Annotated in this window: 12 protein-coding genes and 1 tRNA gene; 5 read left to right on the plus strand and 8 right to left on the minus strand. The window is 71.5% G+C overall.

What is annotated here, in order from left to right; translation table 11 throughout:
- Positions 1–50 precede the first annotated feature (50 nt).
- The gene (gene ligA / locus ACLBWP_RS12575; RefSeq protein WP_447655431.1) at positions 51–2420 is read right to left on the minus strand and encodes an NAD-dependent DNA ligase LigA; all 2370 of its coding nucleotides are present in this window, start codon (positions 2418–2420) and stop codon (positions 51–53) included.
- Between the two features lie 43 nt (positions 2421–2463).
- Positions 2464–3570 (minus strand): tRNA 2-thiouridine(34) synthase MnmA, encoded by a 1107-nt coding sequence (mnmA, locus tag ACLBWP_RS12580; protein WP_447655432.1) that lies wholly within the window; start codon positions 3568–3570, stop codon positions 2464–2466.
- Positions 3571–3614: 44 nt separating this feature from the next.
- On the opposite strand from mnmA, the gene ACLBWP_RS12585 reads away from it, so the two are divergent.
- The 3 genes from ACLBWP_RS12585 (at position 3615) to ACLBWP_RS12595 (ending at position 5885) form a co-directional block, all read left to right on the plus strand.
- Positions 3615–4901, plus strand: a complete 1287-nt coding sequence (locus tag ACLBWP_RS12585) for an MFS transporter (RefSeq protein ID WP_447655433.1) — start codon at positions 3615–3617, stop codon at positions 4899–4901.
- 94 nt (positions 4902–4995) lie between these two features.
- Positions 4996–5076 (plus strand) — tRNA-Leu (locus ACLBWP_RS12590).
- A 116-nt stretch (positions 5077–5192) separates the two neighbouring features.
- On the plus strand, positions 5193–5885 hold the full coding sequence (locus ACLBWP_RS12595; protein WP_243561283.1) for a DedA family protein: 693 nt from the start codon (positions 5193–5195) through the stop codon (positions 5883–5885).
- 18 nt (positions 5886–5903) lie between these two features.
- On the opposite strand, the gene rdgB is transcribed toward ACLBWP_RS12595, so the two are convergent.
- The 3 genes from rdgB to murI are packed head-to-tail and all read right to left on the minus strand — an operon-like array spanning position 5904 to position 8073.
- Positions 5904–6506, minus strand: coding sequence for an RdgB/HAM1 family non-canonical purine NTP pyrophosphatase (gene rdgB / locus ACLBWP_RS12600; protein WP_243561284.1), 603 nt, complete (start codon positions 6504–6506; stop codon positions 5904–5906).
- Positions 6503–7231 carry a ribonuclease PH gene (gene rph, locus ACLBWP_RS12605; RefSeq protein WP_243561285.1) on the minus strand — a complete coding sequence of 243 codons (729 nt, stop codon included), beginning with the start codon at positions 7229–7231 and terminating at the stop codon, positions 6503–6505. The genes rdgB and rph overlap by 4 nt, the downstream gene beginning before the upstream one ends.
- Positions 7228–8073, minus strand: a complete 846-nt coding sequence (gene murI / locus ACLBWP_RS12610; RefSeq protein ID WP_447655434.1) for a glutamate racemase — start codon at positions 8071–8073, stop codon at positions 7228–7230. Before murI ends, rph begins: the two co-directional genes overlap by 4 nt.
- 119 nt (positions 8074–8192) lie before the next feature.
- On the opposite strand from murI, the gene ACLBWP_RS12615 reads away from it, so the two are divergent.
- On the plus strand, positions 8193–9443 hold the full coding sequence (locus ACLBWP_RS12615; protein WP_447655630.1) for a nicotinate phosphoribosyltransferase: 1251 nt from the start codon (positions 8193–8195) through the stop codon (positions 9441–9443).
- A 1-nt stretch (position 9444) separates the two neighbouring features.
- Here the strand turns inward: ACLBWP_RS12615 and ACLBWP_RS12620 are convergent, their stop codons facing one another.
- Genes ACLBWP_RS12620 through ACLBWP_RS12630 form a run of 3 tightly spaced genes read right to left on the minus strand, consistent with a single transcriptional unit; the run spans position 9445 to position 12597 of the window.
- Entirely contained in the window at positions 9445–9708 is a 264-nt protein-coding gene (locus tag ACLBWP_RS12620) for a DUF3039 domain-containing protein (protein WP_243561287.1), read from the minus strand.
- Between the two features lie 55 nt (positions 9709–9763).
- Positions 9764–11338, minus strand: coding sequence for an ABC transporter permease (locus tag ACLBWP_RS12625; RefSeq protein ID WP_447655435.1), 1575 nt, complete (start codon positions 11336–11338; stop codon positions 9764–9766).
- Positions 11314–12597 (minus strand): ABC transporter ATP-binding protein, encoded by a 1284-nt coding sequence (locus ACLBWP_RS12630; RefSeq protein WP_447655436.1) that lies wholly within the window; start codon positions 12595–12597, stop codon positions 11314–11316. The genes ACLBWP_RS12625 and ACLBWP_RS12630 overlap by 25 nt, the downstream gene beginning before the upstream one ends.
- A gap of 297 nt (positions 12598–12894) precedes the next feature.
- On the opposite strand from ACLBWP_RS12630, the gene ACLBWP_RS12635 reads away from it, so the two are divergent.
- Complete coding sequence (locus tag ACLBWP_RS12635; protein ID WP_243561289.1) at positions 12895–13590, plus strand: phosphocholine cytidylyltransferase family protein; 696 nt, start codon at positions 12895–12897, stop codon at positions 13588–13590.
- The last annotated feature ends 6 nt before the right edge of the window (positions 13591–13596 follow it).

A 13596-nucleotide genomic window follows, 5' to 3' on the forward strand; every position in this document is an offset into this window, starting at 1 on the left:
GACGGCGAATGCCGCGTTCTGCGGACAGATCGTCGCCCTGTCCGCCGGTGTCAGTCGCCAGCCGACTGCTCCGGGTCTGTCTGCTCGGGCTCTCCGGGCTGCTCGGCCGGCTCCGGTTCGCCCAGCGCGCCCGGCCCCTCGGTCACCAGCAGGCGGAACTGCTCGGCGTCGATGATCCGCAGGCCCAGTTGCTCGGCCTTCGTCAGCTTGGAACCAGCGCCCGGCCCGGCGGCCACGAAGTCGGTCTTCTTGCTGACGCTCGACGCGGCCTTGCCCCCGGCTGCGATGATCGCTTCGAGGGCCCCTTCACGCGTGTACCCCTCGAGCGAGCCGGTGGCGACGACGGTGACGCCGCTCAGGACGCCGTCCTCGGTCGTGGCGGCACCCGGGCCGGGGTGGCCGGGCGTGGCGAACTGCACGCCGGCAGCCGTCCAGCGGTCGATGACCTCACGGTGCCAGTCGACCTCGAACCAGTCGAGCAGCGCGTCGGCGATGATCCCACCGACGCCGTCGACCGCAGCCAGGTCGTCGCGCGACGCCGACCGGATCGCGTCGAGCGACCCGAAGTGGTTCGCCAGGGCCCGGGCGGCAACCGGCCCGACGTGGCGGATGCTCAGACCGACCAGGATGCGCCACAGCGGCGACGTCTTGGCCGCGTCGATGTTGGCGAGCATCTCGAACGCGTTCTTGGACGGGTACCGGCTCGGTTCGCCGGTGTAGTCCGCGCCACGGGCGTCCGGGTCGAAGGGCGGATCGGTCTTCTTGCGGGCACGGCTGAACGGGGTGACGCGCTTGGGGGTGCCGTCCTCGTCGGTCTTCTGCATGCCGGTCTCGGCGTCGCGGACGATGACCTCGATCGGGACGATGTCCTGCATCGTCAGGTCGAACAGCCCCGCTTCGGTGTCGAGTGGGGGCACCTCGGGGTGGAGCGGCTGCGTCAGGGCCGAGGCGGCGACCTCGCCGAGCCCCTCGATGTCGAGCGACCCGCGCGAAGCGATGTGCTCGACCCGTCCACGCACCTGCGCCGGGCAGCTCCTGGCGTTCGGGCAGCGCAGGTCGATGTCGCCGTCCTTCGCCGGGGCCAACGGGGTGCCGCACTCGGGGCACTCGGTCGGCATCACGAACTCGCGCTCGGAGCCGTCACGCAGCTCGACGACCGGGCCGAGGACCTCGGGGATGACGTCACCCGCCTTGCGCAGCACGACGGTGTCGCCGATCAGGACGCCCTTGGCCTTGACGACCTGCTGGTTGTGCAGCGTCGCCTGGCGCACGACCGAGCCCGCCACCTCGGCCGGGGCCATCACCGCGAAGGGTGTCGCCCGCCCGGTCCGGCCGACGCTCACCACGATGTCGAGCAGCGTCGTGTGCACCTCTTCTGGCGGGTACTTGTAGGCGATCGCCCACCGCGGGGCCCTGGACGTCGAGCCGAGCTCCTCGTGCAGGCCCAGGTCGTCGACCTTGATGACGATGCCGTCGATCTGGTGCTCCACCGATGCACGCCGGTCGCCGTAGTCCCTGACGAAGCCCAGCACCTCGTCGATGGAGTCGAACACGCGGTGGTGCGTCCCCGTGGGCAGGCCCCAGGTGTGCAGCAGCTCGTAGACCTCGGACTGCGAGCGCACCTCGGTGTCGCGCTCGAGCTCGCGCACGGGCCACGCGCCGATGCCGTGCACGAGCATGCGCAGGCGCTGCAGCCGGTCGACCATGAGCTCGCGCTTGGCGGGCGACTTGCCGGATTCCTTCTGCCGGAGGGACCCGGCGGCGGCGTTGCGGGGGTTCGCGAAGACGCGCTCACCCGCGTCGCGCTGCCGGGCGTTCAGCTCGTCGAACTGCTCGACGGGGAAGAAGATCTCACCGCGGACCTCGACCAGGGGTGGGTGCCCGGAGCCGGCCAGCCGGTCCGGGATGGTGCCCATCGTCCGGACGTTGCCGGTGACGTCCTCGCCCACGACGCCGTCGCCGCGGGTCGCCGCCGTGACCAGGCGCCCGTGCTCGTAGCGCAGGTTGATCGCGAGCCCGTCGATCTTCAGCTCGGTCAGGAACCGGACGCGCTCGGCTCCGGCGTCCCGCTGCACCTTGACGGCCCAGTCGGTCAGTTCGTCCGGCGAGAAGACGTTGTCGAGACTGAGCATGCGTTCGGCGTGCTCGACGGGGGCGAACTGCGTCGTCTCGGCACGGCCGCCGACCGTCTGCGTGGGGCTGTCGGCGGTCAGGAGCTCGGGGAACCGCTGCTCGATCGCGTCGAGCCGGTGCATCATGGCGTCGTAGTCGGCGTCCGACACGGGCGAGCCGTTGCCCTCGTAGTAGTCGTCGCGGAGTTCGTTCGCGCGCGCACGCAACCGGTCGACCTCGCGCGCCGCCTGGGCTGCGTCGAGCTCGGCGGGGTCGATGGTCTCGAACGTGGCGTCGGTCTCGCTCATACCGACAGTTCTACCGCGAACCCCCGACCGCCACAGCCAGACGTCAGGCGTCGACCGGCACCGCACTGACCGTCGTGTCGATCGTGCACTGCCCGAGCACGCGGGTGCCGACGTAGACCACGGCCGTCTGGCCGGGCGCCACACCGTGCAACGGCTCGTCGACGTCGATCACCAGCAGCCCGTCGTCCACCCGGGCGGTCGCGGGCACCGGGTCGGCGTGCGCGCGGATCTGCACGTCGCACCGGAACGGCGTCGTGGGGTCGGCCGGAGTGGCGCCGGCCCAGGTGAACCGCCCGCCCGACATCGACGTGACGGCGAGCGCTTCCTTCGGGCCGACGACCACGGTGTTGTCCTTGGGACGGATCTCGAGCACGAAGCGCGGCTTGCCGTCCGGCGCCGGACGGCCGAGTGCCAGGCCGCGGCGCTGCCCGACCGTGTACCCGGCGGCGCCCTCGTGCGAGCCGACCACGGTGCCGTCACGCTCGACCACGTCGCCCGGGGCGGTCCCGACGCGGTCGGCCAGCCAGCCGCGGGTGTCGCCGTCCGGGATGAAGCAGATGTCGTAGGAGTCGGGCTTCTGCGCCACGGTCAGCCCGCGCGCGGCGGCCTCGGCGCGGACCTCGTCCTTGGACGGGGTGGCGCCGAGCGGGAACATCGCGTGCTGCAGCTGCTCGGCGGTGAGCACGCCCAGCACGTACGACTGGTCCTTCGCCCACGCGGCCGACCGGTGCAGTTCGCGGGAGCCGTCGGCCACGGTGACGATCGAGGCGTAGTGGCCGGTGCAGACGGCGTCGAAGCCGAGCGCCAGGGCCTTCTCGAGCAGCGCGGCGAACTTGATCCGCTCGTTGCAGCGCATGCAGGGGTTCGGGGTGCGACCGGCCTGGTACTCCGCCACGAAGTCGTCGACCACGTCCTCCTTGAACCGGGCCGAGAAGTCCCACACGTAGTACGGGATGCCGAGTGCCGACGCGGCGCGCTGTGCGTCCATCGAGTCCTCGATGGTGCAGCACCCGCGGCTGCCGGTGCGGAGCGTGCCCGGCATCCGGCTCAGCGCCAGGTGCACCCCGACCACGTCGTGTCCGGCGTCCACCGCCCGGGCCGCGGCCACCGCCGAGTCGACACCACCGCTCATCGCCGCCAGAACTCGCATGTGTCCAGGGTAACTCCCGCGCCGGGCGTAGCGTTGGTCGGGCGATGACCACCAGCAGCCACGACGCCTTCGACTTCCGCGGCGTCCTGCTGTCCGGCTTCCTGCCCGCCGCGCTGTTCGCCATCGGCGAGGGCGCGATCATCCCGATCATCCCGATCGCGGCGACCTCGCTCGGTGCGACGCTGGCCATCGCGGGCTTCGTCGCGTCGCTCATCCTGGTCGGCGAGCTCATCGGCGACGTGCCGTCCGGGGTCGTGGTCGCCCGGATCGGCGAGCGCAACGCGATGATCGGCGCGGCCCTGGTGTCGATCGTCGGGCTGGTCGTGTGCACGGTCGCCCCGAACCCCGTCGTGCTGGCGGTCGGCGTCTTCCTGGTGGGGATCTCGACCGCGGTGTTCGCGCTCGCGCGGCACGCGTACATGACCACCGCGATCCCGATCCAGATCCGGGCCCGCGCGCTGTCCAGCCTGGGCGGCGTCTTCCGCTTCGGCTACTTCGTCGGCCCGTTCCTCGCCGCCGGGGTGGTCCACCTGACCGGCACCACGCAGAGCGCCTTCTGGATCCACATCGTGTGCTGCCTGGCAGCGGCGGTGACGCTGCTGGTCATCCGCGACCCCGCGACGGGCGTGCGCGGACTGCGGTGGCCGAGCCGGGCCTCCCGTCCGGACGGCGCCACCCCGGCCGGTGACGCGACGGACACCGGCGCGATCCTGGTGCAGCAGGAGTCGCACGGCCTGTTCCGGACGCTGCGGCAGCACCACCGGGTGCTGTTCCGGATGGGCAGCGGGGCCGCGCTCATCGGCGCGATGCGGGCCGGGCGCCAGGTCATCCTGCCGCTCTGGGCCGTCGGCGTCGGACTCGACGACGCCACCGCGGCCCTGGTGATCGGCATCGCCGGGGCGGTCGACTTCGCGCTCTTCTACACGAGCGGGCAGATCATGGACCGCTGGGGGCGGCTCGCCAGCGCCCTGCCGTGCATGCTCGGCCTGAGCGTCAGCTACTTCCTGCTGGCGTGGAGCGGCCACCTCGACTCCCGCGTCGGCTGGTTCGTCGGCATCGCGATCGGGATGTCGCTGGCGAACGGCGTGGGGTCGGGCATCCTGATGACCCTCGGCGCCGACCTGGCACCCCGCGACGCCCCGGCGCCGTTCCTGGGTGCGTGGCGCTTCACGGGCGACTTCGGGCAGGCAGCCGCTCCGCTCGTCATATCGGGCATCACGGCCGTCGCCTCGATCGCCGTCGCCAGCGGCGTGATGGGCGTACTGGGCCTGGTCGGCGCGGGACTGCTGCTGCGGTACGTGCCGCGGTACCTGCCCCGCCAGCTGCGCTGACGCGCGCACCTGCCCGGCACGTCGGACGGGAGGCCCGAGTCACCGCCGCCCCGCGGGTCCGGCTCCGACGTGGCCGGGTACGCTGTCGGTGCTCGCGGGAGTGGTGGAATCGGTAGACACGCAGGATTTAGGTTCCTGTGCCCCAGGCGTGAGGGTTCGAGTCCCTCCTTCCGCACCGGTGACGGCCCGACGCACATCTCATCACCCCGGCGGACGGACCCCGGAGGGCTGCACGGTACCCTCGTCCTGCAGGAGGCCTCCTGCCTCCGCACCAGCACGACCGGAAGAAGCATGCACTCCGTCGCACTCGCCCTGATCCCCTGGCTGGATCCGCAGTACATCCTCGACCACTTCGGGGCCGTCGCCGTGCTCGTCGTGTGCGCCATCATCTTCGCCGAGACCGGTCTGCTGATCGGGTTCATCTTCCCCGGTGACAGCCTGCTCGTGATCACCGGCCTGTTCGCCTTCGACCGCGGTGGCGCCATCGGCGGCATCCCGATCTGGGTCGCCGCGCTGATGATCGCCGCCGCCGCGTTCCTGGGTGGCGAACTCGGCTACTACATCGGCAAGAAGGCCGGTCCGCCGATCTTCGAGCGCCGCGAGAGCGGTCTGTTCTCCAAGGCCAACGTCGACCGGACCAACGCGTTCTTCCACCGATTCGGCCCGCTCGCGGTGATCCTGGCCCGCTTCGTGCCGGTCGTCCGCACGTTCCTGCCGATCGCCGCCGGCGTCGGCCGGATGGACTACAAGAAGTACTCGCTGTTCAACGCCATCGGCGCGCTCATCTGGGGTCTCGGCGTCACGTTCCTCGGCTACTTCCTGGGCTACATCCCGTTCGTCGCCCACATCGTCCGCGAGTACATCGACGTCATCCTGCTCGCCGCGGTCGTCGTGACGGTCGTGCCCATGGCGCTGACCTACATCCGCAATGCGCGCAAGGCGAAGAAGGACCAGCAGGAGCACGGCCAGCCCACCGTCGACTGACGCGTGCCCCCGGTCGGGTCAGCCCGCCGTGGTGGCGAACCACTCCCGCACGATCGGTGCGATGCCCCGGAAGGCCTTGGCCCGGTGGCTCAGGGCGTTCTTCTCGGCACGGGTGAGCTCGGCCGACGACCGGTCCGCGTCGTCCGGCTGGAACACCGGGTCGTACCCGTGTCCGCCGTCACCGCGGCGCTCGGTCAGCACCTCGCCGTTCCACACCGCCTCGACCACGTGCTCGACCCCGTCGGGTGTCACGAACGCGGCCGCACAGACGAACGCCGCGGTCCGTTCCACGACGCCCTGCAGGTTCTGCAGCAGCAGATCGATGTTGTCCGCGTCCACCCGGGTGCCGGCGTACCGCGCCGAGTGGATGCCCGGCGCGCCACCGAGCGCGTCGACCGCGATGCCGGAGTCGTCCGCCAGGGCCGGCAACCCGGTGTGGGCCACGGCCGCGCGGGCCTTGATCAGCGCGTTCGCGGCGTAGGTGTCGCCGTCCTCGACCGGCTCGGGGCCGTCGTAGGCCTGCAGCGCGACACCGTCGCCGAGTGCCCCGCCCAGGATCTCGCGCAGCTCGACCACCTTGCCCTGGTTGTGGGTGGCCAGCACCACCGAGCGGCTGGTCACGCGAGTCCCAGTGCGGTCTTCTGGATCGCCGCGAGCGACGCGTTGCCCGCCAGGCCCAGGTCGAGCAGCACGTTCAGCTCGTCGCGGTCGAACGGCGCGTGCTCGGCGGTGCCCTGCACCTCGATGAACTTGCCGGAGCCGGTCGTGACGATGTTCATGTCGGTGTCGGCCGCCGAGTCCTCGGTGTACGCCAGGTCGAGCATCGGCTCGCCCTTGACGATGCCGACCGAGACGGCCTGCACGCTGTCGGTGAGCGGCGTCGCCTTCTTCGCGATGAAGCCCTTGTCGCGGCCCCACTCGATCGCGTCGACCATCGCGACGTAGGCGCCCGTGATCGACGCCGTGCGGGTGCCACCGTCGGCCTGCAGCACGTCGCAGTCCAGCACCAGGGTGTTCTCGCCCAGGCCCTTCATGTCGACGACGGCACGCAGCGAGCGCCCGATCAGGCGGGAGATCTCGTGCGTGCGCCCGCCGACCTTGCCCTTGATGGACTCGCGCTGCATCCGCTCGTTGGTGGAGCGCGGCAGCATCGAGTACTCGGCGGTGACCCAGCCCGAGCCCTTGCCGGCCATCCAGCGCGGGACGCCGTTCGTGAACGACGCGGTGCACAGCACCTTCGTGTTGCCGAACGAGATGAGCGCGCTGCCCTCGGCCTGGGCGCTCCAGCCGCGTTCGATCGTGACGGGGCGGTGCTCGGTGGTCTGACGGCCGTCGATGCGGGTCATGGTGTCCTTCCGGGGTGGGGCAGGGTGATCGCGCCGGTCTCGAGGTGACCGACACGGACGATCTCGGGGCCGAGGAACCGGCGGGCGAGCCGGAGGAACCCGGTCTCGTCGGCGCCGGTGGCCTCGAACGCGTAGGTGGGGGGTTCGGTGGTGGTGCGCTCGAGCCCGTGCTCGACCAGGCGACGGTAGACGTCGCTGGCGGTCTCCTCGGCGCTCGACACCAGTGTGACGTCGGGACCCATGACGTACTGGATCGCCGCGGACATCAACGGGTAGTGCGTGCAGCCGAGCACCAGCGTGTCGACGTCCGCCGCACGGATCGGCTCGAGGTACCCGGCCGCGACCCGGCGGAGCTCCGGCGACGACGTGTCCCCGGCCTCGACGAACTCGACGAAGCGCGGGCAGGCCGCCAGCGTCAGGGTGACGTCAGCCGCCACGGCGAAGGCGTCCTCGTACGACCGCGAGGCGATGGTGCCGACCGTGCCGATCACGCCGACCCGACCGGTCCTGGTCTGTTTGACGGCCGCGCGGGCCGCGGGCTGGATGACCTCGACGACGGGGATGCCGTACGCCTGCTCGTACCGTTCGCGGGCGTCGCGCAGGACCGCGGACGACGCCGTGTTGCACGCGATGACCAGGGCCTTGACGCCCTGGTCGACCAGGTCGTCCATCACCTGCAGGGCGTACCGGCGGACGTCCGCGATGGGCTTCGGGCCGTAGGGCGAGTGCAGCGTGTCGCCGACGTAGCGGATGCTCTCGCGCGGGAGCTGGTCGATGATGGCCCGGGCGACCGTCAGGCCACCGACGCCGCTGTCGAAGACTCCGATCGGTGCATCCGTCACGGCACCAGCGTACCGACGCGGGCCGACGTGCCGGACGCCACCCGGGCCTCCAGCCGCAGGTCCTGACTAGTGTCGATGGGGTGACCAGCGCGCTCCTGACGGACCAGTACGAACTCACCATGGTCGATGCGGCCCTGAAGGACGGCACCGCCGACCGGCGCTGCGTGTTCGAGGTCTTCGCGCGACGGCTACCGGACGGGCGTCGCTACGGCGTGGCGGCCGGCCTCGGGCGGTTCCTCACCGCACTCGGGGACTTCCGGTTCGGCGACGACGAGATCGGGTTCCTGCGCGACCGCGGTGTCGTGGATGCCGGTACCGCGGACTGGCTGGCCGGGTACCGCTTCACCGGGGACGTCCGGGCGTACCGCGAGGGCGAGGTGTTCTTCCCGAACTCCCCCGTGCTGCAGATCGAGGGCACGTTCGCCGAGGCCGTCCTGCTCGAGACCCTGGCCCTGTCGGTCTTCAACGCCGACTCGGCGATCGCCTCGGCAGCAGCGCGCATGGTGTCCGCCGCCGACCACCGCCCGATCGCCGAGATGGGCTCTCGGCGCACCGGCGAGTGGAACGCGGTCGCCGCGGCCCGCGCTGCGTACATCGCCGGGTTCAACGCGACGAGCAACCTCGAGGCCGGCCGCACGTGGGGCATCCCGACGATGGGCACCGCCGCGCACGCGTTCACCCTGCTGCACGACTCGGAAGAAGCGGCGTTCCGCTCCCAGCTCGACGCCCTCGGTGACGGCACGACGCTGCTCGTCGACACCTACGACATCGAGGCGGCCGTCGACACCGCGGTCCGGCTGACATCCGGTCGGTTGGGTGCCGTCCGCATCGACAGCGGCGACCTGCCGTCCGTCGTGGCGTCGGTCCGCGCGCAGCTCGACCGGCTCGGCGCGACGAGCACGAAGATCACCGTCACGAACGACCTGGACGAGTACACGATCGCCGCGCTCCGTGCCGCCCCGGTCGACTCGTACGGCGTCGGGACCTCGGTCGTGTCCGGGTCCGGGCACCCCGCTGCCGGGATGGTCTTCAAGCTCGTCGCGCATCAGTCGCCGGCCGGCGAATGGGTGTCCGTGGCCAAGAAGTCCGCCGACAAGGCGTCGATCGGCGGGCGCAAGGAGGCCGGGCGGCGCCTGCGCAACGGCATCGCGACGGCCGAGGTCGTCCGCACCCCGGGCACGTCCGCCGGTCCGGACGAGCGTCCGCTGCTCGTGCCCGTCGTGACCCACGGCGAGGTCGACCCGGCGTTCCTCGGCAGTCACGGGGTCGAGGCGGCGCGGGCACACCACGCCAACGCCAAGGCCGAGCTGCCGGTCGACGCGGCACGGATCGGTCGGGGCGACCCCGCGATCCCGACGCTGATCGTGTGAGCTACTCGGCCTGCATCTTCTCGTAGATGGCCTTGCAGTCCGGGCAGACCGGGAACTTCTCCGGGTCGCGGCCCGGGATCCACTTCTTGCCGCACAGGGCCTTGACGGGCTTGCCGCTCAGGGCCGACTGCAGGATCTTGTCCTTCTTGACGTAGTGCGAGAAGCGCTCGTGGTCGCCGGGCTCGATCGCCTCTTCCTCGAGGAGCTTCTCGAGCTCGCGGTCCATCACGTCGAGTCCGCCGCCACCGGGTTCCGTCATGCTCATGGGACCAGGGTACGTCCGTCCGCGGTCAGTTGCGCTGCGCCGCTGCTCCGCGGCGTCAGTTGCGCTGCGCCGCTGCGAGCAGGTCCGGGCCGTGCCGGTCGAACAGCTTGCCGCCCACCACGACACCGAGCCCGAGCACCACGACGCCGACGCCGGCACCGACGAGCAACGTCAGCATCGCCCACGTCGCCGCACTGTCCGCGAAGGCCAGCACCGCGAGCCACCCCGCGGGGACCGAGAACACCAGGATCCCGATGATCGTGACCGACTGCGACACGGTCGACACCACGCCGGCGGCCTGCGGCTGCTGGAACGCCCGGTCGCCCGGTCGCACCGTCGGGTAGGGCAGTGCCACGGACACGACACTCGAGATCCCGAGGCCCGCGAACAGCGCCCCGACGCACACGCCGATCAGCACCGGGAAGGCCGCGGCGTCGCCGAAGAGCCAGGCGGACACCCCGCTGCCCGCGACGATCACCGGCACCCCGACGACGATCACGGGCGTCAGCCGGCCCAGCCGGTCGCTCCAGCCGGGTGCCCCCGAAGCCACGTGCAACCACACCGCGGTGTTGTCGTACGCGACGTCGTTGTGCGGCAGGAACCCCGCGATGACGGCCATCAGCGGCAGCGGGATGAGCGCGGTCCAGTGCCAGGGCATGCCGGCGACGCCGAGCGGCACGACGACGATCGGCACGAAGAGCAGGATCAGGTACGAGGTGCGGTACCGCGGGTCACGGCCCCAGTAGGTCAACGCACGGGCGGCGACGGCACCGACCGGGGTCGCCCCGAGCCGGTCGAACCACCCCAGGGTCCGGTAGCTCCGGACCGACGCACGGTCGTCGACCGTGACGAGCAGGTGCCCGACGAGCGCCCACCAGGCCCAGGCCAGCAGGCCGAGGACCGCCAGCGCGATCAGGAGCTCGACGACGGCTCCGCCGGTGTCGCCGACGGCGGCCGCAGCGGGCACGGCCCACGCGGCTCCCCACGGGGTCCACCCGGCGATGTCGGCGATCCGGTCGAGTTCGGTGCTGCGCGGGTCGACCCAGTCGACGCGCAGCAGCAGCGACACGGTCGGGATCGCCAGGACCACGACCACGAGCGTCACCAACCAGCCGGCGTCGCGTGTCGGACGGTGCCCGCCGAAGAGCCACGCTCCCAGTGCACACCCGACCCGCACCAGCAGGGCGGCGGTCGCGACGACGAGCACGGCTGCGACGACCCCGAGGACCCCGCTGCCGGCGTCCCGCATCCAGGTCACGGACTGGGCGACCGCGACGATCGCCACGGACACGATCGGCACGCCGACCAGTCCGGCCACGCCGAGTCCCACGGCCAGGTCGCGTCGGGTGACGCCGAACACGGCGAACCGTCGCGGGTCGAACTGGTCCGCGCCGCCGACGGCGAGCGGGATGATCGTGAACCCGACCATCACCAGCGTGCCGACGGGCACGACGACGGTCCGGGCGACCTCGGGGTCGGCCGTGCGCAGGGCGGTGACCGCCATGGCGACGAGCACGGCGGCGGCGAGTCCGGCGAGGCTGCCGACGACGACCAGGACCGAGCGACGCGCACTCCCCCGGACCTCGCCCGCCAGCAGGTCGGCCCTCAGCCGGAGAAGCTGTGCAACCATTCCATGCTCTCTGCGACGACGCGGCCACCCGCGAGCTCGACGAACTTGTCCTCGAGGCTCTTCCGGCCACGCACCTGCGCCATGGTGCCCGACGCGAGCACCTTGCCGCCGACGATCACGGCGACCGAGTCGCACGTGCGCTGGACGAGTTCCATCGAGTGGCTCGACAGGACGACGGTGCCGCCGCCCTGGGTGTAGCGGCGCAGGATCTCGACGATCGTCGCCGAGCTGACCGGGTCGACCGACTCGAACGGCTCGTCGAGCACGAGCACGCGCGGGGAGTGGATGAGGGTCGCGGCCAGGGCGATCTTCTTCGCCATCCCGACGGAGTAGTCGGCGACCTGACGACCGAGTGCGTCGCCGAGCCCGAAGGCCTCGGCCAGGTCGGCGCTCCGCGCTCGGGCGGTCTTGCCGTCGAGCCCGCGCAGCGTCGCCGAGTAGAACAGCAGCTGCGCACCGGTCAGACGGTCGAACAGACGGAGCCGGTCGGGCAGCACGCCCATGCTCCGTTTCGCCGCGGCCGGGTCGGCCCACACGTCGTGGTCGAGCACGGTCGCGGTGCCGGCGTCGGGACGCAGCAGACCGGTGAGCATCGACAGTGTCGTGGTCTTGCCCGCGCCGTTGGGTCCGACGACCCCGAAGATCGATCCCTGGCGGATCTCGAGGTCGACCTCGTCCGCGGCGATCGTCTTGCCGTACCGCTTGACCAGGCCGGCAGCACGGAGCACCACGGGCTGCTGCGGTGCCGGAGCGGCGGCCGTGGCGCGTTTCGTCGCGGTCGGCCGCGGTGCGCGCTTCTTCGCCGGCGCGGTCTGCCCGGCGGCCGGCGCGGTCTGCCCGGCGCCTGGCGCGTCGGCTGCGTCGTTCCGGACGGGAGGCTCGGTGGCGGTCGCGTCGACCCCCTCCGCCCGCCCCTCGGTCCGGTCCACCACGCCGGTCCGGCCCGACTTCGACGCCGCGGCGCCCTGCGGGCGTGTCGCGCGGCCCTTCTTGCCGGTGCGCTGCCCGGCACCCGGGCCCGTGCCGGTGCGTGCAGCGCCGCCCGTGCCGTCCGTCCGGACGTCGTCGGCGACGCGGGTGTCCGTCGCGGTGTCGTCCGTCATGCCGTCCTGTGCAGGGCGATCGTCCGCATCCCTGTCCCCCGTGTCTGCGTTGTCGTCGTCCACGGCGTCGTCGCCGTCGAACTCGGTCGTCTCGGTGAGCCAGGCCGCGTCGGACGTCGCGTACACGTCGTTCTCATCCCCTGCTGCAGCCGCCACGGCCCCACCGTACCAATGCGCCGGACGCGTCGGGGTGGGCGGATCCCCAGGGTCACGAAATGACTACGAACCCGTTCAGGACGTACCCCGACGGGGGGACTTTCCGTATCATTCACGAGGACACGACGGAGTGTTCACCACTTGGAAACCTGCCCCGGATGCCTGCGGGGTCGCGGATCGCTGCCCCGTCGACGACGGCCGGGCGCGGCTCACGGCTCGTTCGCACCTGACCGGAGCACACTCGAGAAGGCCTGCCTGTGCCCAACGGCGCGCGGGCAGACACCCGAAGGGACCAGCATGACCACGCAGATCGTCATCCTCGCAGCGGGGATGGGCAGCCGCCTCGGGCGCAGCCTGCCGAAGCCGCTCACCGAACTCAGTGACGGCCGCTCCATCATGCAGCAGCAGTTCGACAACATCCGCGCCGCGTTCGGTTCGAGCGCCAAGGTGACGGTCGTCGTCGGCTACAAGTCCGAGTACATCGTCGAGGCCTTCCCCGAAGCCGCCTTCGTCTACAACGAGTCCTACGACTCCACCAACACCTCGAAGAGCCTGCTCCGTGCGCTCAAGGCCACGGGCAAGGGCGGCGTCCTCTGGATGAACGGCGACGTCGTCTTCGACCCGCGGGCCCTCGTCCGCGCGGCCGACATGATGGACCAGGACCGCTCGTTCGTCAGCGTCAACACCGAGAAGGTGTCCGACGAAGAAGTCAAGTACACGGTCGACGCCGAAGGCTGCATCCACAAGCTGTCCAAGCAGGTCGTGGGCGGTCTGGGCGAAGCGGTGGGCATCAACTACGTCTCCGCCGCCGACAAGCAGGCGCTCATCCACCAGCTCGGCCGGGTCGACGACCAGGAGTACTTCGAGGGCGGCATCGAGGCAGCCATCGCTGAAGACGGTCTACGCTGGACGCCGATCGACATCTCCGACCTGTACGCGGTCGAGATCGACTTCGCCGAGGACCTCGAGCGCGCGAACAACCTGTTCGCCTGAGCGACT

This window comes from Microbacterium sp. M1A1_1b, assembly GCF_053345565.1.

Excerpts from the sequence above, each read along its gene's own strand:
- ligA (WP_447655431.1), bottom strand. The coding sequence starts at position 2,420 with ATGAGCGAGACCGACGCCACGTTCGAGACCATCGACCCCGCCGAGCTC.
- ACLBWP_RS12585 (WP_447655433.1), top strand. The coding sequence starts at position 3,615 with ATGACCACCAGCAGCCACGACGCCTTCGACTTCCGCGGCGTCCTGCTG.
- rph (WP_243561285.1), bottom strand. The coding sequence starts at position 7,231 with ATGACCCGCATCGACGGCCGTCAGACCACCGAGCACCGCCCCGTCACG.
- mnmA (WP_447655432.1), bottom strand. The coding sequence starts at position 3,570 with ATGCGAGTTCTGGCGGCGATGAGCGGTGGTGTCGACTCGGCGGTGGCC.
- ACLBWP_RS12625 (WP_447655435.1), bottom strand. The coding sequence starts at position 11,338 with ATGGTTGCACAGCTTCTCCGGCTGAGGGCCGACCTGCTGGCGGGCGAG.
- ACLBWP_RS12595 (WP_243561283.1), top strand. The coding sequence starts at position 5,193 with ATGCACTCCGTCGCACTCGCCCTGATCCCCTGGCTGGATCCGCAGTAC.
- ACLBWP_RS12635 (WP_243561289.1), top strand. The coding sequence starts at position 12,895 with ATGACCACGCAGATCGTCATCCTCGCAGCGGGGATGGGCAGCCGCCTC.
- ACLBWP_RS12615 (WP_447655630.1), top strand. The coding sequence starts at position 8,193 with ATGGTCGATGCGGCCCTGAAGGACGGCACCGCCGACCGGCGCTGCGTG.
- ACLBWP_RS12620 (WP_243561287.1), bottom strand. The coding sequence starts at position 9,708 with ATGAGCATGACGGAACCCGGTGGCGGCGGACTCGACGTGATGGACCGC.